18 protein-coding genes are annotated in these 21825 nt (G+C 52.3%); 5 read left to right on the top strand and 13 right to left on the bottom strand.

Annotation, left to right across the window (positions count from 1 at the left end):
• Window positions 1–52: 52 nt before the first annotated feature.
• Both ABDK75_RS08485 and ABDK75_RS08490 read right to left on the bottom strand, forming a co-directional pair.
• Window positions 53–1504, bottom strand: coding sequence for an AMP-binding protein (locus tag ABDK75_RS08485; protein ID WP_346005554.1), 1452 nt, complete (start codon window positions 1502–1504; stop codon window positions 53–55).
• A gap of 117 nt (window positions 1505–1621) precedes the next feature.
• The gene (locus ABDK75_RS08490) at window positions 1622–2710 is read right to left on the bottom strand and encodes a Hint domain-containing protein (RefSeq protein ID WP_346005555.1); all 1089 of its coding nucleotides are present in this window, start codon (window positions 2708–2710) and stop codon (window positions 1622–1624) included.
• Window positions 2711–2915: 205 nt separating this feature from the next.
• Here ABDK75_RS08490 and ABDK75_RS08495 point away from each other — a divergent pair, with 205 nt between their 5' ends.
• Complete coding sequence (locus ABDK75_RS08495) at window positions 2916–3911, top strand: IS481 family transposase (RefSeq protein WP_087652154.1); 996 nt, start codon at window positions 2916–2918, stop codon at window positions 3909–3911.
• Here the strand turns inward: ABDK75_RS08495 and ABDK75_RS08500 are convergent.
• From ABDK75_RS08500 to ABDK75_RS08535, 8 genes are all read right to left on the bottom strand, one after another.
• Window positions 3878–4891 (bottom strand): hypothetical protein, encoded by a 1014-nt coding sequence (locus ABDK75_RS08500; RefSeq protein WP_346005556.1) that lies wholly within the window; start codon window positions 4889–4891, stop codon window positions 3878–3880. The two genes, ABDK75_RS08495 and ABDK75_RS08500, sit on opposite strands and share 34 nt — an antisense overlap.
• Window positions 4892–5453: 562 nt before the next feature.
• A complete protein-coding gene (rsgA, locus tag ABDK75_RS08505) occupies window positions 5454–6485 on the bottom strand; it encodes a ribosome small subunit-dependent GTPase A (protein ID WP_346005557.1) in 1032 nt (343 codons plus the stop codon).
• A gap of 183 nt (window positions 6486–6668) precedes the next feature.
• Window positions 6669–7436: an ABC transporter permease gene (locus ABDK75_RS08510; protein ID WP_346005559.1), complete on the bottom strand. Its 768-nt coding sequence runs from the start codon at window positions 7434–7436 to the stop codon at window positions 6669–6671.
• Between the two features lie 69 nt (window positions 7437–7505).
• A complete protein-coding gene (locus tag ABDK75_RS08515; RefSeq protein ID WP_211514100.1) occupies window positions 7506–8318 on the bottom strand; it encodes an ABC transporter ATP-binding protein in 813 nt (270 codons plus the stop codon).
• Between the two features lie 71 nt (window positions 8319–8389).
• A complete protein-coding gene (locus ABDK75_RS08520; RefSeq protein ID WP_346005561.1) occupies window positions 8390–9097 on the bottom strand; it encodes a M24 family metallopeptidase in 708 nt (235 codons plus the stop codon).
• 3 nt (window positions 9098–9100) lie between these two features.
• Window positions 9101–10033: an ABC transporter substrate-binding protein gene (locus ABDK75_RS08525; protein ID WP_346005562.1), complete on the bottom strand. Its 933-nt coding sequence runs from the start codon at window positions 10031–10033 to the stop codon at window positions 9101–9103.
• Window positions 10034–10119: 86 nt separating this feature from the next.
• Window positions 10120–10842: a phosphoribosyltransferase gene (locus ABDK75_RS08530; protein WP_339408517.1), complete on the bottom strand. Its 723-nt coding sequence runs from the start codon at window positions 10840–10842 to the stop codon at window positions 10120–10122.
• Window positions 10839–11339, bottom strand: a complete 501-nt coding sequence (locus ABDK75_RS08535; protein ID WP_339408516.1) for a hypothetical protein — start codon at window positions 11337–11339, stop codon at window positions 10839–10841. The genes ABDK75_RS08530 and ABDK75_RS08535 overlap by 4 nt, the downstream gene beginning before the upstream one ends.
• Window positions 11340–11784: 445 nt before the next feature.
• Here ABDK75_RS08535 and ABDK75_RS08540 point away from each other — a divergent pair, with 445 nt between their 5' ends.
• The 3 genes from ABDK75_RS08540 (at window position 11785) to ABDK75_RS08550 (ending at window position 17406) form a co-directional block, all read left to right on the top strand.
• A complete protein-coding gene (locus tag ABDK75_RS08540; RefSeq protein WP_346005563.1) occupies window positions 11785–12810 on the top strand; it encodes a LacI family DNA-binding transcriptional regulator in 1026 nt (341 codons plus the stop codon).
• Window positions 12811–13348: 538 nt separating this feature from the next.
• Window positions 13349–15457, top strand: coding sequence for a TonB-dependent receptor domain-containing protein (locus ABDK75_RS08545; RefSeq protein WP_346005848.1), 2109 nt, complete (start codon window positions 13349–13351; stop codon window positions 15455–15457).
• A gap of 245 nt (window positions 15458–15702) precedes the next feature.
• Window positions 15703–17406 (top strand): Na+/H+ antiporter, encoded by a 1704-nt coding sequence (locus tag ABDK75_RS08550; RefSeq protein WP_346005565.1) that lies wholly within the window; start codon window positions 15703–15705, stop codon window positions 17404–17406.
• Between the two features lie 94 nt (window positions 17407–17500).
• On the opposite strand, the gene ABDK75_RS08555 is transcribed toward ABDK75_RS08550, so the two are convergent.
• From ABDK75_RS08555 to ABDK75_RS08565, 3 genes are all read right to left on the bottom strand, one after another.
• Window positions 17501–18565, bottom strand: a complete 1065-nt coding sequence (locus tag ABDK75_RS08555) for a trifunctional transcriptional activator/DNA repair protein Ada/methylated-DNA--[protein]-cysteine S-methyltransferase (RefSeq protein WP_346005566.1) — start codon at window positions 18563–18565, stop codon at window positions 17501–17503.
• A gap of 161 nt (window positions 18566–18726) precedes the next feature.
• Window positions 18727–19848, bottom strand: coding sequence for a metallophosphoesterase (locus ABDK75_RS08560; protein ID WP_346005567.1), 1122 nt, complete (start codon window positions 19846–19848; stop codon window positions 18727–18729).
• 130 nt (window positions 19849–19978) lie between these two features.
• A complete protein-coding gene (locus tag ABDK75_RS08565; protein ID WP_346005568.1) occupies window positions 19979–20959 on the bottom strand; it encodes an SDR family NAD(P)-dependent oxidoreductase in 981 nt (326 codons plus the stop codon).
• A 104-nt stretch (window positions 20960–21063) separates the two neighbouring features.
• Between ABDK75_RS08565 and ABDK75_RS08570 the strand changes: the two genes are divergently transcribed.
• Entirely contained in the window at window positions 21064–21639 is a 576-nt protein-coding gene (locus ABDK75_RS08570; protein WP_211510449.1) for a TetR/AcrR family transcriptional regulator, read from the top strand.
• The last annotated feature ends 186 nt before the right edge of the window (window positions 21640–21825 follow it).

A 21825-nucleotide genomic window follows, 5' to 3' on the forward strand; every position in this document is an offset into this window, starting at 1 on the left:
CCGCTTTTTGTCTTCTAATCTGTATGGAACGGAGCATATGAAATATTATTGTTCAGGAGGGTTTGACTGCCTTTTGTAAAGCCACTCTGTCAGGCTGGCCGTCCTCGGTCCGGGGAAGAGCATCAATCCACACAGCCGCCGCATCAGGCAGATTGGGAAAGTCCTGCCGCATCCATTTTGAAAGCAGTTCCAGGTTAAAATCATCTTCTGTCACGAGAGCGACCCATGGCGTTGGAAGTCCCTGATCATCAGGGACAACAAACATCGCACCATCCTTGACGCCGGCACATGCCAGAAGGCGCGCGTCCAACCTCTCCAGATCGAACTTATCCCCGCCAAAACTGATCAGATCGTCGGCGCGGCCCCGCAGGTGCAATGTTCCATTGGCATCCACAAAACCGGTATCACCAGGGTAGAACCATCCGTCACGAAATTGTACTGCAGTCGCAGCTGGGTCCAGATCGTATCCGCCGATAACCCCAGTGCCGCTGACACGAATGCGCCCCACCTCACCAGCAGAAACACGCTGATGATTTTCGTCAACGATCTCCAGTCCAACCCAGGGAAGTGGCTTTCCAACCTCATCATCGCTGGACTGAGCGTCCGTCGAGACAATGGTAATCACTCCACATTCATCAGCGCCGTAAACAACCTGAACATTCGGGGTGAGCTTTTGCCGGATGGAGGCACAAAGCGCTTTTGGTAACTTCCCTCCCGCAACCGTCAGAAACAGATTGTCCAAGGGACTCATCCCGGGTGGTAGCTGAGAGAGTATGCCCTCCACATGCCGAGGAGACACAACGGCAACTGTCGGAATATCCTGGCTGAAGACGAGCCCTAACTCGGACCCCGTCATCATTTGCAAACGCGTCCCGCCTACGAGGGCGGAGAGAATGATAAGAAAGCCGCTCGAAGTTTCTGCCCCCAAGGTCGGTAAGACACGCAGGTTTTCCGGGCGATGGGTATGAGACAACACATCCTGGAACAGCAGGTGATAAACTACTGTTTCTACGTATCGCGATGTCAGGGCGATACGACGCGCATCCTGGCTTGTCCCACCGGCTACAGAGAAACGCACGACGTCGTCAGGCTGAACTATGATGGTTTCAGCACATTCTGCCCCTGTCTGACAGACATGCTCAAACCAGGCGTCGTTCAGTACCAGAACCTGTTGCTCAAGCCCTTCGACAGGCTCATCAAGCAATATGATGTCCGGAGACAGGATTTTCACAGAGCGGTGGAAGTTCGCATCCACATATCCCGGCAACGAAGCCGAGGGTATTCCGAGCCGGGCCAAAGCAAGAATGAAAACCCAGTGTCTGTATGGATGTACGCATCGAATGGCCACAACTGATGGGAGAAGATCCCGAAGTTGAAAAAGTGCGTTGGCAACTCGGCTGACATCGTGGGAAAGCTGATCGAAGCTTGCTTCTCCCTCAAACCAGCTCATCGCAATTGAGGCCGGATGTCCGGCTGCATATTTCAGGGCCAGACGTTCAAACATATTGCGTCAACCTATTCCTCGGAACTCTATGAAAATCCTGCAAATAGAAAGAAGGAAGTAACGTGCGTTCCTGAAACGCACGTTACTTCCATTTCGTTCAACTTTCTAAGCAGTTTTTCAGGATGCGATGACAGCTACGTTGTCAGTCTCATCTTCAAGCAGGTATGGCCCTGCGTTCTTCACTTCGATTGTCAGTACAGCAATCGAAAGATCCTGACGCGCAGGAAGCTTCAGAACAGCGTTGCCATTCGTCCACCGAACGCCGCCCTCTTCGCGGTTGTTCCAACCCGACAGTTCGTCTTCCGTGATGTGTGCAGTCAGGCTCTTCTGACCATTACCTGCCCAGAGGCTAATACCCCCAATCAGAACACCAAGGTAACGACGGTCATCAACCACCGGACCAAAGACATCCGCCGGACGAGATGCACGGGACATGATACGGACTTCGTCAACGCCAGCAGGAAGCATGAAAACAAAGTCGCCGTTTTCTGCACGACGTGCCGCGTTAATCCGATGACCAGCAGGCGTCACAAGATGCAGGTTGGCATCTTCGGTTAGAACAACGGGCTTCCGCTGGTCTGGAATGGACATTTCTACAGCGCGTTCTTCGAGTGCACGGTAGATTGGCTCAACCAGATCACGGGTCACTGCCAGCGGTGCCGCTGCATCAACACTCCATTCACGAACCGGACCACTGACAAGACGGACAACACCACCCTGCTGACCGAATTCACGACGGTTTCCAGTGTCCAGATAGCTTTCGCTGAGGGCACCGTTGGACCACAGAATGGAATGATTTTCCGTCTCAACGTGGAAGTACTCGTAGTTCGTCATTGTCAGATCGTAGAAAACGCTACGACCGTTAACGAGCATACGTGCCGGGACGAAGCGCCCTTCGAAATACAGGCAATGCTCGGGTGTAACCACGAGGTCCTGATGAGGCACGCCAGGCGAGATGGCATCCTTGAGGATACGGACAGGATATCCAGCCTGATCCACCGGCAGATCCGTACGAACCTGCGCCGTGCGGTGACCAACCCAAGTGATAGGCTCGATGACTTCACGACCAGCCACATATGTGATGGCGCGGTCACCAATCTGAAGGTCCTCGACGCGCTTCTCGCCATCTTCTGTAAGGATCAGCGTCCCGGCGCAGAAGCAAACGAACGTTGCAATCGTGCTGCCATCGGTGTCACGGCCAATCACGAAATAGTCGGTGCTCTTAAAGGTGCCACCAAACGTTGTCTGCCAGGTGGAACCACCTTCGGAAATCGTAAGGGTGTTACCGTCAAGCTTAACAGTGCCGCCCGAAGCGTAGGTGTCAGGTTGCGAGACGTCATTGGGATGATGTAGCGTGGGCGATACCGCGTTATGCTTCGTTGTTTTCTTCCGTTTGCAGGGAGACCGAATGATGCTTCAGATCCACCCACAGGCACGCACGACACCGGCTGTCCGGGCTGAGATAGCTCGTTCGTCAGAACCGACATCCGTGCTCGCCAGACGCTACGGGATCAGCGATGAAACAGTCCGCAAGTGGCGCAGGCGTGGTTCGGACGCCTGTCAGGACCGCAGCAGCCGTCCCTGGAGGCTGGCCTGGAAAGCCTCGGAGGAGGAGCGCGCCATTGTCTGTCAGCTTCGGCGTTCTACCGGTTTTGGTCTGGATGATCTGACCTTTGTCTTACGGCATTTCCTGCCGCATCTGAACCGGGACAATATCTGGCGGATACTGAAAGACGCCGGATTGAACAGGCTGCCTCCTGTTCCAAAGGCCGGACCAGTTCGGGGACAGGGAAAGTTCCGCGATTACGATCCCGGTTATGTCCATATCGATGTGAAACATCTGCCAAAATTACAGACAGCAGATGGGGACCGGCGGAAACGTTTTCTGTATGTCGCCATCGATCGCTGTTCCCGTTCAGTGCACCTGGCTGTTTATGACGCGGAAAATGCGGATAATTCCGTTGATTTCCTCAATGCCGTCAAATCGGCCTTTCCTTTCCGGATCACCCATATCCTGACCGATCGTGGCTCCTGCTTTACAGCGGACGCCTTCGAAAAAGCCTGTCATGACATGGGAATCGACCGACGCCGGACCAAGGCTTACTCCCCTCAGACCAATGGAATGGTGGAACGCTTCAATGGCCGTGTCGCTACAGAAGTACTGCAGGTCTGTGTCTCAAACCATGAAGATCTGGAAATTCTGCTCAGAGGCTTCTGTTTCGCCTACAATCATCGCCCGCAGCGTGTTCTGGGCGGCATCGCTCCCGCCCAATGCATCATCTCATGGCTTGAAAAACATCCCGCGTCACGTAATCAAGACTATATCAAACCGGCTGGTCGTGACATCATGAAACAGGTCGACGAAATCCTTGATTACGCCAATGACGTCTCGCAACCTGACACGTAGGTCAGTGTATCGACATCGATAACTGCACCCTGAGCAACCTGTGTTCCCGACAGGACAGCGCCAGCAACAACTGTGAGCGAGCCGCCGGACGAGACTGTGACGTTGTAAGACGTTGCACCGGAAGCAACAGATTCCTTGCCGCCGCTAAGCACTGTGCCGCCAGAAATGACACCACCAGACAGCACGCTCTCCGTACCGCCAGACGATACAGTCACGCTGGATGCAGTTGCGCCACTTGAGACAGTAAGCTTGCCCCCGGCGCTCACGACCGCACCGCGGAGAAGAGCAGCAGCATTCAGCTGAACAACACCACCAGAAATGTTTGTCGCACTGATGGTGGCGCCACCGCTCGCAACCGTCGTGCCACCAGAGGCAACAATCGTCCCACTGGTGATAGCACCACTATACAGGTTCTGAACGCCACCACTGTTGACGGTGTTGCTGATCGTGAGGCCACCGGCAGAAACATACTGACTGCCCTGGATCAGGGATCCCCGGTCAGTACCACCACTCGTGATGATTTCCTGTGCCCCAGCATGCAAGGTGCCAGCCGAGACAATGCCAGGCCCACTTAGATTTGTCAGTCCCTTGGACGTCAGGATCGCAGAAGCAGACGTGTTGAGCGACTGATCGCCAACAAAAACTGCGCCACCTGCTGCTACATTATAATTCGTAACGGTTCCACCGTTAAAGGCCAGAACTGCGGCAGAGTTTCCAACCGTTGCGCCAGTAATGGCACCGCCGGAAGCAAGCAGAGCACCTGCGGACGTCGCAACGAGATTTGTTCCGACGTCGCCAGTTTGAGCTATAATAGCTCCGTACTGCGCCGCAGTAGAACCAGAAAGCGTATTATTTATTAGAAAATATGACTCATTAACGGTCACATCCCCAAAAATATCTGTCGATGTAGAACCCGATATTGTCCCACCATTAGCAAGTGAGTACTGCCGAGTAGTATTATACGTTGTTCCGCCAGCCATGCTTAATTCCTCCATCACTAGAAGCGTTAAGCATTTATTAACTAATTATAAATTGTTAATCCGTGCTCAGCGCCGGAATCGAACATAAGGTAGTACGTTAATTTTAATCAATAGGAATCATTGATGATGTTGATATAAAAAAAACCAAATAACTATCGATTAACGATATCGGTTATCGTTCCGGAAATTTCGGCGTAAATTAATCGTCATACGGTATGGGTCAAGGTAAAATTCTCGGCATCATTCTCAATTTCTTGCATACTTATGCAGCATATTGATCAATATCAAATTATCCGAGTGCTCGACCTCAGAGCCATTATAATGCGACATGCGCGCAGCCACACAGCACGAACCGATGCTGCGTGGCTTGCTCTTTATGATTGCTTTAAGGGTGCTGTTACGAAGTAGAGAGGCAAACTATAGGTCGTTTACCTATCGAGCAGATAGACGCACATCGCTTTAAAACGGCTTCAACGAGCATGCATCTCGTTTCACTCGTAAATTATTCGTAAATCTCTTCCAACGCTGGAAACTGTGGCGCTCTTATGTATACGCCCACAGTTCAGTCGTGACGCTTCGCTTTCCGGGCTTCTCTATTAAGACGCAACTGCTCGCGCCGCTCCGCTCTTCGTCCCGCTGGATTTTTCTGCTCCTGCAGCTGGATTTCATGCTTCATCTTGAGCCAGTTATTCCAGCGCCGCTCATCAAGCTTCCCATCTTCACGAGCCTTCCGGACCGCACAACCGGGCTCGGCTTCATGTTTGCAGTCCCGGAAGCGGCATTGCTGAGCAATCTCCTCGACTTCAGCATTGAATTCCCCGAATGCGGCGGCGAGACCCTCCGCTGCATTCACCATGCCGAGTTCACGCATTCCTGGCGTGTCGATCAGCAGGCCACCCGAAGGCAGGCTCACCATCTCCCTATGGGTCGTCGTATGCTTGCCCTGCCCGTCATACTCGGAGACAGCCCCCGTTGCAGCATGGTCGGTTTTCATTAGGGCGTTGAGAAGGGTAGATTTTCCCGCCCCAGAGCTTCCCACCATGACGCCAGTGCGATGTCCGTCGAGATATGCCGAAATCTCGTTCAGCCCCGTCCCCTCAAGAGAAGATACGATCCTGAGATCCACTCCAGGGGCGCAAGTCTGGGCAGCATTGGCGACTTGCTCAATATCCTCACACAGATCAGCCTTGGTCAGGACGATGACAGGCTTTGCGCCGCTTTCTCTTGTGAGCGCCAGATACCGTTCAAGACGGGACAGGTTGAAATCTGCCCCAGTTGTCATAACCAGGAATGCGACATCAATATTAGCTGCGATGACCTGCGATTGCGTCCGCTTCCCGACTTCTTTACGGACAAAACAGGTCGTGCGCGGCAGAACAGCCTGAATGGTGCCACGTCGTTCGTAAAACCTCGGATGGCACACCACCCAGTCCCCAATGGCTGGCCGATCCAATGGATCCGACGTATGCAGAAGCTTCCCTGCAGTGTCAGCCTGAATCAGACCACTTTCAGTAATGACACCAAGAAGGCCTCGTTGCTGTGCAACGACACGCCCAGGGATCAGCTCACTTCCGGAGTAAGGTTGGAAGGCCAACGCAGTTTCAGCGCTCCACCCATAAGATGTCAGTACGGTCAGGGATCTTGTCTTTCGTTCAGGCTTGGGTCTCTGCCTGCTTTATAAGCACTGTCCCAGCGTTTTGGTATGCTCCTTTATTGGGGCACTGGGTAGTCCTTTAAGCAGCAAGTCCTGTAGCCCCAACAAAAAGTACCCTGCCCCTCAAAGGTGTGGGGCACGCCGCCAGGGTGATGTCGCTCTGTGCCGCCATGGCATGGCGCCGTATTCCAGCAGCAGCAGCATTGCGAAAGAGCCAATGCCAATCAACGTCATCAGAAGCATGGCACCATAAACCCCGACAGAATTCATCTGCGCGTTCGCCGCCAGCAAGTAGGTTCCCAGTCCCATTTTGGAAGATGCTGTCCACTCCCCGATCACCGCCCCCGTTACAGCATAAGAAGCGCCGATCTTAAGGCCGGAAAAAAGCGGTCCCAGACAGGCTGGCAGGCGGATGTAGAGAAATGTACGAAGGCGCGTCGCCCCAAGCAGACGGGCGAGATTGATCTGATCACGATCTATATGCGCCAGTCCGTCCATCATATTGACCACGACCGGAAAGAAGACGATCCAGGCCACAATAATAAGCTTTGGCGTCATACCGAAGCCGAAGATGATTACGAGCGGCGCTGCGATACCCACAATCGGAATGGCTTGGGATGTAACAAGTGCCGGATATAGCAAGCGCCCCAGCCCCGGCAACTGTGACATCACGACGGCCAGGAGCACACCAACCGCTGCGCCGACAAGATAGCCTGCCAGCGTTTCCTTGAAAGTTTGCCACAACAGTCCGCGTATCATGACTTCATTCTGGAACAAGGCACTTATCGTGGCGACTGGAGACGGAATGACAAAAGCTGGCACATGGAACACGGAAACGACGACCTGCCACAGCCCCAAAAGCGTGAGCATGGCCACAGACCAAAACCCCATGGATTTGACCATAGGATGAATAAAAATCGACCGGATCAGGCTCATTCCAAAATTCATTTCTGATAAGGGTCAACGATAAAGGAGATCAAGCGCTTCCGCTTTTAGTGACATGAATGTGCTGGACGTCATGCATGAAACATCTCGGGGGCGCTCCAGATCAACGTTGAGAATACGACCGATCCGTCCCGGCCGTGGCAGCAGCACGACGATCCGGTCTGCGAGGAAGATCGCCTCATCCACATCATGAGTGACAAACATGATTGTACGTCCTGTTTCAGCCCAGACCTGTAGCAACCATTGCTGCATGCTCAGTCTCGTCTGACTGTCCAGTGCGCCAAATGGCTCATCCAGCAACATAAGATCCCGGCCAGCCGTAATGGTCCGCATAAGTGCAATACGCTGGCGCATCCCTCCTGAGAGGGTTGTGGGGTAATTGTTCAGATAGCTACCAAGACCATAATGCGTGGCAAGCGCCGTAGCCCGAAGCCGGTCATCCTGAGTGGCACCGCGGGTCAGAGATGCCCCAAGAACAATGTTATCCAGCGCTGTCAGCCACGGAAGGAGCAGGTCCTTCTGCAGCATATAACCCACATTACCGGGCTTTCCGACAATATCCTCTCCATCAAGCCTGATGCTGCCCTTAGTGATAGGCAACAAGCCGGACACCGCATTAAACAGCGTGCTTTTTCCGCAGCCAGATGCCCCCAGAACGCATACAAACTCTCCCGGTGCGATATCTAGGCTGACATTGTCCAGCACAAGATTATCACCGAATGCATGCGACACCCCGTCAATGGAAAGCTTGACGGCACGACCTGCAGTATTCCCGTTCGCACCGGTATGCGCCTGCGAAAAGAGTGCGTCGGAGGTATTGGGCATCATGAGGTCTTTCTGTTGAAGGCGTATCCAAGGCGTGCGTCAGCCAAGCCCGGCACGGTGATCGTGTATGACCGTCAGACCATTTTAACTAACCCATGATCGAAGTAATAAATTTCCTCATATTTTACGGCCAGAGAGCTACCAACCTTCGCGATATGAGGCTCGAATGTGAAATAATTCACACTCCCGAGAAGGCGTTCATTTCCTTTCTCCATAATAATGAAATCATCGGTCGAAGCAGCGATGCTGTGACCATACGCATCGAGCAAATCGAGGTTTTCATAGCCATTTTCAGAGACCAGTGCAGACATCTTCTGATGTAAATCCCCGAATGTCATGTCTGGCTGAACAGTCTTTATGAAGACGCCATGAAGATAGGCTTCAAAATCCATGGCCTCAGCCTCTTCCTCACCGGCTTCAGCGGCGGACACGATAATCCCGTTACGTAGGAAGTAGGTCCGCGCGCTATCTCCGAAGTAATCATCAATGCGAGGGCCCACATCAATCGTAATGGTTTCGTTTTCGCCAAATAGCTTCGTAGACGGAACATAACTGCTATCAAACATAGACAGCCGAAGCCGCTCTCCCGCCAATACAAAAGCGGGCGTATTGCCCCAAAAATCGGTTGCTCCGTGTGCAAGCATGAGGTCATGGCATGCCTGGTGCACACTCGCCTCAGATGCACCGGGCACGATATGGGCTGTAATATCGGTCAACACTGCACGAGCAATGTCCTGTGCAGCAGTATAGTGACTCAGATCTGAGGGAAGTGATGCAGTCATGATCTACCTCGGCAGAAAATCGTTGGTGTAATAAGTGGCCAGCGGACGAACTTTTGAAATCAGACCAATGCGATGCATTTCACTCGCAAGCTCTGACCAAGACTGTGATGTCTGGCTCAAAGCGGTGTCACTATTTCCAAAATAAGGGACAGCCGCCGCCCAGCCAGCTTTATCGTAGAGCGGACTATCCACTTCCGGATAAATTTTGCTGAAGAGGGCTGCCGCCTCGGTCGGGTGAGCCGTCGCCCAGAGAAGACCTTCACGCGTCGCAGCCAGCCAAGCCTTGGCATCCGCACCATGCAGTTTCAGCCACTGAGGCGTTGCCGTGAAGGACCAGATGGGAATGTCTGGCACCCCGGTGACATTCGGACATGCCAGACTAGGCATTTGTCCGTCTTGAGCTATAGATGCCGCGATCGCAAAGGACGCCGCATTGGTGGCAAGATCCAGACGACCGGAGAGCAGTAATGGCAAATCTTCAAACTGTGTAATGATCTGCTGGACATTCTCCGCATCTTTCACGCCACTCTTCTCAAACAGCAGATGCATCATCACCGCTGTCCATGAGTCGGTAAAAATTCCTATTTTCTTACCTTCAAGCGTACGGAGATCTATGGGCTCGCCCGGTCTGCCGACAACGCACCAGCTATTATGCTGATCGTAATTGGCGATGGAGACGAGCGGCAGTGAAACCTCTGCCGCAAAAACTACATCCGTCCGTGCTTCCATGCCGATTTCGGCCTGCTCTGTTGCGAGCATACGCGCCGTAGTCTGAGCATCTGGCGGCAGAACAATTGATACATCCAGTCCATATCGTCGATAAATGCCCTGCTCCTGAGCAACAACGATAGGAATCAGAAGAAAGCCCTGTACCGGCCAAAAATAAACCAGACGGACATGATGCAGACTATCTGAAGCACGCGCTTTGTGGGGCAAGCATGCCAACAAGAGGCATGCTGAGAAAACAGCAGCAGCCCACTTGCGCCAGAGCCGCCCGTTCACAGAACTTGCTTTATTCCGTGTCATCCGTTCAGGGAAGAAGGACGGTCATTTGTACACGTCCCTTCGATAGGCGACCAACCCTGCCCCGCCAGACGAAACATGGGGATATGCCCTATCGCCTGAACCAGCGCGGGAAGATCCGGCCCGATTTCGCTCAAAGCCTTATACCAGGCCCATCCTTCGGTCAGAGGCGCCACAACGCCAACTATATCTGCACCCGCCTTGCGTAGAAGCCTGACGGCAGCCCCTGCGGTCTGGCCCGTGTTAATGACGTCATCCACAATAACAACACGCCGCCCTTGCACGCGCTCTATTAGCGCGGGGTCAAGATAAAGCCGCTTATTGTGAAGTGGGCTGGTTGAAGAAACCAGTGGCTCAGAAAGTTCTTCATCGTACCAGAATTTGCACGAATGCCCGAGTGCCACATAATCGTCCAAGCCAATATTCTGAGCGACAGGACGCGCATAAGCCAGTCCCATCGTCGGCACCCCCACGATGGCTTCAGGGGCAAAGTCATGAACCAGATCAGTCAGCAGGCGGATGATTTCATGCTCGACAGCAAAGCTTGTCTGATTAGACATAAGAAGCGCAATTGCCATTTCTCCCCCCGGAAGCGCTCGCAGGGGAAGCTGAAGCACCGAACCGTCCCTTAGCGGAACAGGGTAGCTCTCGGAGTATATTGTCGCTTCCTCTAAAGATGACCTAGGGAACCAGCGAGCGTGATAGGGCTTCACTTGCGTCATGAGTGTTCCCCTGCGTGGCTTTCGGCGCCACTTCCAATACGACAGAAGCCCGGAGGAAAATGCTGTGAGACCTGGGCAAAACAGGCTTCGTCAAGTATTCCAAGATTGACGTGCATGACGCGCGAGCGAACACCCTGCCCCTCATCATGCAGATCTGTCGCCAAGAGCGTTTTAACCTTCAGTCCCGTCTGCTGCGCAATGAAATCCCGGCCTTTGTTCTCAGTCTTTTCGCCGATCGTAAAAATTTCAAGGACCTCGGCCCCGGCGGTGGTGATCGCCTGAATAAGCGAAACCAGTGTTCCTCCAGTACTAATCAGGTCGTCGATCAGAATAATACGGTCCGTAGGGCGGACACCATTCAGGTACAGATCCGTGGACCCTTCTGCGAGATACTCGTTACTCAATGGGACTTTAACTTCCCCAGGAGCACCTGAAGGCGTCCAACGTGCAAGGGTGCGCGGGAGACGATACTGCCGCAGAATATCCGCAGTGATCATAGCGCCTCTATCCTCCTCCCCCACACCCAGCGTCGCATCGTCTGCGTGCGCTATATGGAGACGAGAAAGCAGACAGATAGCATCCGCCAGTTCAGGGGAAAGCGGAGGAATATTATCCGTTACAGAGGTCGGAAAAAAAGAAAACGTCTTTCCTCCCTTCCCTGATACAACATTGGTACCCCGGTCATGAAAATCTTCCACCACCAACCGAATGGCATCCACAACCGAACTACTCTTAATTGGAGCGCCAGGGATGTGGGCGGTGAAAGCCATATATGACACGGGACCTCACTTTGTCAGTAAACCGGTTTACAATGACTAACTTTCGGATCATATCATTGTCAATAAGCAACATAACGATTCCGATCTGGAGTTGCATACCCTCATTTCCTTGAGATGCAGCTCTAAATCGTACCAACCCCATGCCCGACAAGTTGAGCTTCAGATGAGTAAAGGCCCTACGATCAGTGACGTCGCCACTTTAGCTGGCCTCTCGAAAGGCGCCGTTTCTCGCTATCTGAACAACAAACTCGTGCTGCCTGCCGAAACTGCGGCGCGACTGGAGGCAGCCATTCAAACCCTTGGCTTCCGTAGAAACCACTTTGCGCAACGCTTAAGCCAAGGGAAAAGCGAAACAATCGGGCTAGTTGTGCCTGAAATTTCAGATCAGTTTTTTGCCGAACTTGCCGAAGGTGCTGAACTCGAAGCCGCGTCAGCCAACTATGGCCTGATTCTGGGAATTGGCCGCAATGACGTATCGCGCGAGATTGATTTTCTTCGATGGCTCGACACTCACATGGTTGATGGTCTGCTCTTCGTTTCAAACCGACCGGATGATGGACAACTCCGAGATCACCTTAATCGCTATCGGAATATTGTTATTCTGGATGAAGATATTCCCGGCAGCCATGCAAGCAAGGTCTTCTGTGACAACGTGCAGGGCGCACTCTACGGAGTCAGACATCTTATCAGCACAGGGCATCGACGTATTGCTCACGTGAGCGGCCCATCTGCTTTGATGAGCGCGGGTGAACGGCTTGCGGGTTACAGACAGGCTCTGGAGGAAGCGAACCTCCTATTTGACCCCGCTCTTGTACTGAATGGCCTTTATAGCCGTGATTATGGTCGTCAGGCGGCTGTAGCTTTATCTGCCATGCACCCCAGACCTGATGCAGTCTTCGCTGGCAGTGACTATATTGCGATTGGCCTGATCGAAGGATTTCTTGATCTAGGCCTTACCGTGCCTGGCGATCTGTCCATTCTTGGATTTGATGATATCGCTCCGGCTGACATGGTCACACCCCGCCTGACGACTATTCGACAGAATGCACAGACCATGGGACGCGAAAGTGTACGCCAATTGCTGGAAACCATGAGTCACCCAGCACGTCCCGCCATGGAAATCAGAACACCGATCGCACTGGTAAGGCGTGGCTCTGTCAGACACAGGGGGCGAAATCCATCTATATAAGTAAATATTACTGAATATAAAAATTATACAATAAGATAAATTACTAATTGTTATTGGTTTATTCCCAATTGCAACATTCAAGAACATAATTTGAAATTTCAAATTTAAAAATACCGTTTTATTTTAAAAACCAATTTAGGTTACGTTTCCGTTATGGATTAAACCCGCATTATCGCTCGGTTGAAATTCATAATGATAAGAAACAAAAACAACTTGGTTCCACATGAAAGGAAGCCATGTGATGCGTTCTCGTGCTCCGAAAATTCGCTCGTTAAATCGGCGCCTCCTCGTCATGACTTGCCTGGGAACCAGCCTACCAGCCGGAATCATTGACGCCACATCCTTCTCGGAAGCACAGGCCGCAGCGACCGAACAGGAGGCGGAGAAATCTACTCCTCATCGGGAGGCCCGCTCACGTCGTCACGACATTCCCAGTGTCTCAGAACATCCGAAACCTCGACATGCGCGTACGGAGATCAATTCCACGGCAGATGAAACTGTTCACGTGTCCAGCGTACAGCGAAGCCGAGGCGGCGGGATGATGCGTGTTGAAACTGCCCCATACGCAGTACAGACCATTACAAAATCGTTTATTGATATGCGGAGCCCCACAAGTACTGCCCTCGAACTCGTTCGAAATCTTCCAAGCGTTAACATTGCGGTCACCGACACGTCTGGCTTGCAGGGTGGACGCATTCAAAGCCGAAGCCTGACAGATGCTGATATGGCACTCATGATTGATGGTGGTCCTGCAGCCAGCGCGGCGTATATGGCAGAAAACGTTGAATCCGAAGACGTCGACAGCGTCAGCATGATGCCGGGTTCGTCTCCAATTGATCTTCCGGTAACATCAGCAGCCGCTGGCGTTTTGAATCAGGCCACTCATGATCCCTCACACAAATTTGGGGGAACGATGGATTTTTCATACGGCACAAACAATCTGGCACGCCAGTTCATTCGCCTTGAATCAGGAGACGTTGGAAACACGGGAAGCAGAGGATTTGTTTCCTTCGCCCATACTCAGGCACGCTCATGGTTTGGTGGCGGACGCAACGAGAAGATTCACGTGGATGTTGGCGTGCGAAAAGACTGGGCCAATGGCTCATATGCCCGCGCATTCATGGGGTGGAACCTCGAAGACTTTGTCGTCGACAGATATGGCACCGCCAATCAGTTTTATGATTTCAAACGGACGGGAAATAGCTACGGCCGGAAAGCTGAATTCGATGCGGCCAGTAACGATTACTGGAAAAACAACATCAACCACTGGATGCAGCTTTTCCTGACCGCGCCAATGCATGTTGTCCTCACACGACACCTGCATTTTGATCTCCGCCCCTACTACAACTGGGGACGCGGCTGGAGCGGAAGCGCGGGCGCTTTTTCAGGCGCAACGAGCGGTAATACCTATAAATCCGGAGTACCTGTCGCCACCGGAACTCCCGTAACCAGCTTTTTCTTGCAGGATGGCGCATTCAGCGTCGGCCTAACAGCAATTCTTGGATACGATATCGATAAGCACAATCACTTTGAACTTGGCTACTGGTACCAAAATCAGGATTACACCCAGCATTTTCCAAGCAGCGTGACAACTGCCGAAGGCGCTAACCCAAGTCCCAATAATTCTACTTATCAGATCTATCGGAACGGCAGCCGCGTTTATCCAGGCAACACGGCAGGCTTTGAAATTCATTCGTTATTTTTTCAGGACACCGCAAAATACTTCCACGACCACCTTTTGGTTAATGCTGGCTTCAAATATGTCATGTCGAATGTTTGGTATATCGTTTATCCAAGCAAGCAAAAGCTTGGACAGAACCTGACTGCCCCATTGCCGCATGTGTCAATCAGTTATCACTTCAATGAGCACCATCAACTTTACATGAATGCAGAAGGTGACTTCAGACAGCCCGCATCCTCTGCGGTAGCGAACACGAATATCGATGGAACACTGCCTAAAAATCAGTATTCGATCAGAGAAGAGCTCGGCTATCGTTATAACGATAAATACCTCATCGTCGATCTTGATCTGTTCAATTACAATATCACAAATCGCCTCCTTTCCACTTATGTCGGAAACAACCAGACTGGCGTCGTGAATGCCGGAAACCAAACCGCTCGCGGCGTGGACTTGATGGTATCAACACAGCCTATTCACGGGCTCAGCCCTTATTTTTCTATGGAATATCTCAACGCCACAACTGATACCAATATTGCTGCTTCAGATATTAACGGAAGTCTTACGGCCTTTGCGAGTAAAGCAAAGCAAGCCCCGTTAGCTCCACATTTCATGGCAAACTTTGGCCTGACGTATACCTATAAAGGCATTTTTGCGAACGGTGCCCTTCACTATACTGGCCCGCAATCCACAACGCTTGCGGGGGACCAGCGGATGCCAGGTTATTTCACAAATACGCTTTCACTCGGTTATCACTTCAAGCCTCTCTGGCACGCAAAGTCACCAACAATCCGACTAAACTTTACCAATCTTACCGGTGCAATCCTGCGAACAGGAGTTGTTGGCGTCGGCACAAATGCCAGCCAGGTCCGCCTTATGAACGGAAACCTCTCTAATCCTGGCTCTGGTGCACAGTTTATTCTGGAACCCAGATTTACAGTTACAGGCACGGTCTCAACAGCTTTTTAAAAGTTGTAAGAGATCTTTCACGAGGCACTTAAAGAAGACGGGAAATTCATATTCCAGTGAAATTTCCCGTCTTTGAAGGAGATTTTTTAGAATAAAATCCATTACTTAGGATGAAGAAATATACGGTGCACCGATAAGCTCCCAACATACTTGGACCGCCAATAATTATAATGATGCGACATCCTCAGAAATTTCAAAATCACGAAACATTTGCCTGCTTCTGAAAATTGGCCGAAAGACTATGTATGTCGGAAGCAGAAACCACTCTCGTCCTCCTCGCCATGATCGTTGTAAGCAGTCTGGCAGTTAAGGCGCTTTCCAATCGTGTCCCTGCCCCTCTGGTTCAGATCCTGCTCGGTATTATTGCGTCTCTTCTCGGATTGCATATCGGACTGAAGCCAAGCCTGTTCATGCTGGTTTTCCTGCCCCCACTCCTTTTTACAGACGCTTTTCGTATGCCGTTGCGAGAGTTTTCAGAACTCCGTAGCGTAATTCTGTTTCTGGCATTCGGCCTAGTTGTGATTTCGACAGTCCTTTGCGGCTATGCAATTCACTGGATGATCCCGGCCGTTAGTCTCGCGGTATGCTTTACACTGGCTGCCGCACTCTCTCCCACAGATACGGTTGCAGTCTCCAGCCTTATTGCAGGGCGCCGGGTGTCTGAGCGGCTGATCCATATCCTAAACGGCGAGGCTCTGTTCAACGACGCGTCAGGCCTTGTCTGCTTTCATTTTGCAATGATTGCCGCAATGACGGGAGAAATTTCATACCGTCATGCTTTCAGTTCGTTCCTGCTGGTCTCGTTCGGAGGATTGGCCATCGGAGCTGGACTGGCATGGATTGCCGTACGCGCTGAGCGCATCCTGCTTCGCCGCGGATTTGACGATCCTCTCATGCAGGTTTTGATGATCGTGCTCCTGCCATTCGGGATCTATCTCGCAGCCGAGACAGCACATGCTTCAGGCATTTTGGCAGCTGTCGCCGGATGTATGGTTATCAAACTGACAGGAGTATCAGACGAAGCTGCAACCTCGACCCGACTGCAGGCGAGCACGGTTCTCGACACTGTCAGTTATGTTTTTAACGCCTTAATCTTCCTTCTTCTAGGGCTACAACTCCCCTGGCTACTTGATGCTGGCGTCGAGTTGGCTCACGAGCACAGCGCGCATTTCTGGCAACTCTCGTTACTGGTCGCGAGTGTTTATGCCATTATGTTCATTATTCGATTTTGCGGAATTTGGGTTTCCATCATTCGCAGATGGGCAACTGCCCGGATGTCACATCGCACCTTCGCGTTCCCACATATCCTCGAGGTTGTGTTGCTCGCCTTCTCGGGCGTCCGTGGCGCCGTTACGCTGGCAGCAGTGCTTTCACTGCCGGCTATCGGGATTGACCCGGAAGCATTTCCTGAACGCAGCTTTGTAATTACTGTCGCAACTGGGGTAATTGTTCTTTCCCTCGTTATGGCAGCGATCGCTATTCCGCTGTGTATCCGATATCTGCCACGCGATATGGCAGACAAGCACGCTCAGGAAGAAAGTCTTGCCCGCCAGCGCCTGCTTCAAGCGACTTTGCAGCTTCTGCACCGTGAACAAAGCCGCACAGAGAAAGACCGAAGTGAATCCCTTGACCAGGCAGACAGTGATCATAGCAACGAAGATATGAGGCTGGAGGTTCTCGGACGCCTGCTACAGACCTATGAAAACCGCCTCAGCCAAATTGATGGCCCAACCCAGTCCCCAGTGTTGACGCGGACGACAGCGCTGCGCCGTGAACGGATCGAACTGGCATTGCGCCTGATTGTCCTGAGGCTGCAGCGACAAACACTTCATGCGCTGGTGGATGCACGCGACATCAATGATCAGACGGAATGGGACATTCAGCGTGAACTCGACTACGAGGAGCAGGTAATCCGCAGTCGCGTTCAGAGATTGCCTCAAGATATTTAATATCAATAAAAATAATACAATTAATATGAAGTAATTAACTAAAAATACTCTCCGCGAACCTATGACATTATAAAATATTAAACCTGAAAAGCGGTTATCCTATTTTCAATTTTTTAAGTTCGCGTTCGATCTCAATAAGCCTGTGTTTCCGCCAAAGTCCACCACCATATCCCGTCAAGGAGCCGTCCGCCCCAATAACGCGGTGGCATGGGATCATTAGCGCTATCTGGTTGGCACCATTGGCGCGCGCAACAGCTCTCACTGCGGAGGGACGGCCGATTTGCCGTGCAATGTCAGAATAGCTTCTGGTTTCACCAGCAGGAATTGTTCGCAAGGCCTCCCACACCTTTTGTGTAAAGGCGCTTCCGGCCACAGCAAGAGGGGTATGAAACCTGTCTGATCGCGCAGAAAAATAGGCCGCGAGTTCGGTTTCAGCCTGCTCTGATGGGGGCATACGGCCGATACCAATTCCCCCCGTCGAGGCCTTGTTAAGTTTCTTGAGCTCTGCGGGCAGCGCTTTTCGATCTACGAACTCTAAAAGATGCAGATGACTGCGACTGCTGACAGCCATCATATCGCCCAAAGGTGTGGGTATCCATGTCGCCTGTAAAAGCTTATTGGGGCGCAATTCTCCCGGTGCGCATCCCAGCAGACGAGAAAAAGCCGCACGAAACGCACTTGCTGACTCAAAGCTGGCCTCATGCTGAGCTGTAATGACCTTGCCCCCCTCGGCCAACGCTTCGAACCCTTCTCTCAGACGCCTCTGACGCGCCATTTCCAGAAATGTTATTCCAAACTGTCGCTTGAAGCTCCGGCGGATTGTAGAAGGGTCGTACCCCAACCTGATAATACAGTCTTCAGACCATCGCACATCAGGACGTGTATCCAAAGCCTGCAAAAGGGCCAAAATTGCAGGGTCGGCAAGCGCTGCAGCCTGAAGCGGATGACAACGCTTGCATGGACGAAAACCCGCTTCAATACAGTCCCCAATCGTCGGGTAAAACGTACAATGCTCGCGCTTCGGTTTTCTGGCCGGACAGGTCAGGCGACAAAACACCCCTGTTGACGACACGCAGACGAATGCCTGTCCGTCGAAATATTCGTTCCGGGCAAGCAGAGCGGCATAGAGAGTGTCTGGGTCAGGAAGATCGAATAGCATTCAGAAAACCTATAGCCACCAACTCTCAAATGTCGCCGGTTTTCAGGCGTTGATTTTTTATTTTCGGCGTAGCCTCTTCCTTGGCACCCAAATACCCGCCAAGGGACGGGTATCGTTTTCTAAGGTTCGCTCGTCTAACGCCTCCATGAGAGGCGCAGATTTTAATTTTCTTCAGTCCGCAGATGAAAACACGTGATCTCGGATGGTCTGCCAAGCCGCAGTGCAAAACCTGGCCACAACCCGGTCCCATTACTGACGTAGAGCGTCATATTACCCACATTGTAGCGCCCGGAGACGAACCCGTTATTACCGCGTGCCACCAAACGATCTAACCCCAAAATCATTCCGCCGTGCGTGTGACCGGATAACTGCAGGGCAACGCCATATTCGGCTGAGGCACGCGCATCCCCAGGTTGATGATCGAGCAATATGACCGGCGCTCCGTCCGGGCTCCCTTTAAGGGCTTCCTCTAAATCTGGGCCAGGCTGACCATGGCCGGGCGCAGACCTGTCTGTCACGCCGGCAACTACCAACTGATCTTGCCCCTTGGTAACCACTGCATGGTCGTTCAACAGCATATGAAAGCCTAATCCCGACAGATGCTGCATCCAGTCGGAATAATTAAAAAAATATTCATGATTTCCGGGAATTGCCAGTACACCATCACGCGCCTGCAGGCGGGCGAGTGGTGCGACATCAGCACGACGCATCTCCACAGATCCGTCGATAAAATCTCCCGTCACAACGATCATGTCTGCGTCTGCCGCATTGGCACGCTCGACCATTGCCGCAGCCCATTTGGTCGGAAACAGCCGACTGATGTGCATGTCACTCAACTGGAGCAGCCTGTATCCATCAAACACCCTGGGCAGACCGCGGATGGTGATCGTCACATCTTTGACTGGCGGTACGCGCAAAGCATTCGCAACACTCACAGCAGCCAAAAATCCCGCAAGCCCGCCAATAGCCTCTCGCGCACTAGCGGAGATATGGACTGGCTGCCATTCCGCGAGAGCGAAGACCAGTGCACCAACATCAAGCGCGATCTGGAACAGCGTGAGAAACAGGATTGCCCCAAAACCCCAGTTGAACAGGACGACGAAAGGTCGAGGAAATTCCGGAGCGAAAACGGAGCCCGACGAGAGCCTGGACCAGTAATGATAAAGCGCTGCGACGATCACCAGAACGCTTCCGAGCATTTTCGCAGCGAGAGGCAACGGAAGCGGCCAGAGCCAGTTCAGGATCACGACAAGGAGGGGCAAACCGAAAACAACAACACGCACGGCAATCAGCCTCCTTGCATGAAAGCACCAAGAGACGACCATCGCCTCTTAGCCTTAGAAATATTCACTGCGTCCATGTGCTGGGCGTCAAAACTACGCATGATCTCAAAACATGAGACATGCTTACATTTCAGGAAAAGCTCTCTCCAACCATCTCTTCGCTCTTCTTCCAAAGAGCCTCGGCATGAGCCAGATCGAGCGCATAAGACCGCACGCCCTCATCCCCCAGACCAAGCGGCTGATCATCAGAGACGATTGGGCTCACGTGGCAGTCTTCACAGTAGCGACCACCTATAGCATCTGCATCCGCCACGATCCCTGCCCAAACTGATGTAGCGGCGCCTTGCGGGATGGTCTTGAACTGGAATGGTGGCTTTCCCTCCTTGGCCGCCTGTTCATTGATGCCTGTGACCATAGCCTCGATTGCTCCTGCAGGCATATGACGAGGGAGTTCAGTCAAGATACCGCCGGGATGAACGGCTGTAGCCCGCACGCCACGAGCACGATGACGCGCGTCGAACGCAACAGCAAAGAGGATATTTGCGGTCTTGGAGCGCCCGTAAGCAACAAATGGCTCATAGGAAGCGTGGTCAAAATTTGGATCTTCCAGATCGACATCTGAAAAGCGATGGCCCGCCGAAGACAGGTTCACCAGTCGGGCGCCATTGTTCATAAGCCCCGCTATCCGGTTAATGAGCAAGAAGTGACCAAGATGATTGGTTCCGAACTGTGTCTCGAACCCGTTCTTCGTATGCCCGAACGGGGTAGCCATGACGCCAGCATTGGCAATGACCAGATCAAAAGATAGACCAACACTGTTCAACTGGTCCGCACACGCCCGAACACTGCCAAGATCTGCAAGATCCAGCGCAATCAGCTCAAACTGTCCTCCCCCAGATTCGGCGTCTGCACGAACCTGAGTAGTCGCATTTTCAGCTTTATCCAGATTGCGCGCTGCCCCCACAACATGTGCGCCATGAGCAGCAAGAGCACGTGCAGTTTCGATGCCCAGGCCCGCAGAAACGCCTGTCACGAGAATGCGTTTTCCCTTGAGAGACAGACCAGAAAGAACATCATCGGTTGTTGATCTTGCGCCAAAAATCTTCGTCATTCGTGAAACTCCTGGGCGTGGTGAAACCACACGCGAGATGATATATGGAGCATTGCTCCGTTTCATATATGCGGAGGGATACTCCGTTTAACAAGAGGGAGCCAATGGCTGAGGATAAAAAACTTCGACGCAGACCGCGCAGCGATGGTCAGCGCAACAGAGAGCACTTGCTAAATGTGGCGAAAACCGCGTTCACGGCAGGGGAAATCGACATTCCCCTGGATGAGGTTGCGCGACGTGCAGGTGTCGGGATCGGCACGCTTTATCGGCACTTTCCCAACCGCGATGCTCTTATTGAGGCTGTTTACCGTGTTGAACTCGACCGCCTCGCAGACGCAGCTCCTGTCCTAGCCACGCAGCATCCACCAGTCGAAGCGCTTCGCGCATGGATGCGCCTGTTCGTGGATTACATTGCCGCAAAGCAGGTCATCGCACCTGCACTTAACGGACTGGTTGGCGGCACAAGTGCGCTCTATGCCCAGTCCGGGATTGTGCTTCAAGGAGCGATTGACACACTTGTAGCGGCGGCTGTTGCAAGTGGAGATCTCAACGCTGAGATCGAACCGCTCGACCTGCTCCGAGCGTTGGCTGGCGTGTCGAATTTTTCAGCCGGTCCCGGGTGGGAAACAAGCGCAAAACGCCTCGTCGACATCCTTATTGCCGGATCGAGAGCATCCTGATTGTAAACGAAAAAGGACGACTGATATTCAGCCTCCATGCTCTATCTAAAATACTGAATGACTGCGCCGCGTTAGGGAACCTCCCTTGATACGTCCATAGAGCATTACTTGATCTGTTTTCACGAAAATAACGAAGTTTCATGATGATAGTCGGGTTTCCATAATAGAAACCCGACCTAAAAAACA

Origin of the sequence: Gluconobacter sp. OJA (assembly GCF_039638325.1) — a bacterium.
Classification (GTDB): Bacteria; Pseudomonadota; Alphaproteobacteria; order Acetobacterales; family Acetobacteraceae; genus Gluconobacter; species Gluconobacter cerinus.

Bases quoted from the DNA above. Each gene is read 5' to 3' on its own strand.
- ABDK75_RS08530 (WP_339408517.1), bottom strand. From the start codon at position 10,842: ATGACGCAAGTGAAGCCCTATCACGCTCGCTGGTTCCCTAGGTCATCT.
- ABDK75_RS08555 (WP_346005566.1), bottom strand. From the start codon at position 18,565: ATGCTATTCGATCTTCCTGACCCAGACACTCTCTATGCCGCTCTGCTT.
- ABDK75_RS08510 (WP_346005559.1), bottom strand. From the start codon at position 7,436: ATGGGGTTTTGGTCTGTGGCCATGCTCACGCTTTTGGGGCTGTGGCAG.
- ABDK75_RS08485 (WP_346005554.1), bottom strand. From the start codon at position 1,504: ATGTTTGAACGTCTGGCCCTGAAATATGCAGCCGGACATCCGGCCTCA.
- ABDK75_RS08565 (WP_346005568.1), bottom strand. From the start codon at position 20,959: ATGACGAAGATTTTTGGCGCAAGATCAACAACCGATGATGTTCTTTCT.
- ABDK75_RS08540 (WP_346005563.1), top strand. From the start codon at position 11,785: ATGAGTAAAGGCCCTACGATCAGTGACGTCGCCACTTTAGCTGGCCTC.
- ABDK75_RS08515 (WP_211514100.1), bottom strand. From the start codon at position 8,318: ATGATGCCCAATACCTCCGACGCACTCTTTTCGCAGGCGCATACCGGT.
- ABDK75_RS08570 (WP_211510449.1), top strand. From the start codon at position 21,064: ATGGCTGAGGATAAAAAACTTCGACGCAGACCGCGCAGCGATGGTCAG.
- ABDK75_RS08535 (WP_339408516.1), bottom strand. From the start codon at position 11,339: ATGATCACTGCGGATATTCTGCGGCAGTATCGTCTCCCGCGCACCCTT.
- ABDK75_RS08520 (WP_346005561.1), bottom strand. From the start codon at position 9,097: ATGACTGCATCACTTCCCTCAGATCTGAGTCACTATACTGCTGCACAG.
- ABDK75_RS08545 (WP_346005848.1), top strand. From the start codon at position 13,349: ATGATGCGTGTTGAAACTGCCCCATACGCAGTACAGACCATTACAAAA.
- ABDK75_RS08500 (WP_346005556.1), bottom strand. From the start codon at position 4,891: ATGGCTGGCGGAACAACGTATAATACTACTCGGCAGTACTCACTTGCT.
- ABDK75_RS08550 (WP_346005565.1), top strand. From the start codon at position 15,703: ATGTCGGAAGCAGAAACCACTCTCGTCCTCCTCGCCATGATCGTTGTA.
- ABDK75_RS08495 (WP_087652154.1), top strand. From the start codon at position 2,916: ATGCTTCAGATCCACCCACAGGCACGCACGACACCGGCTGTCCGGGCT.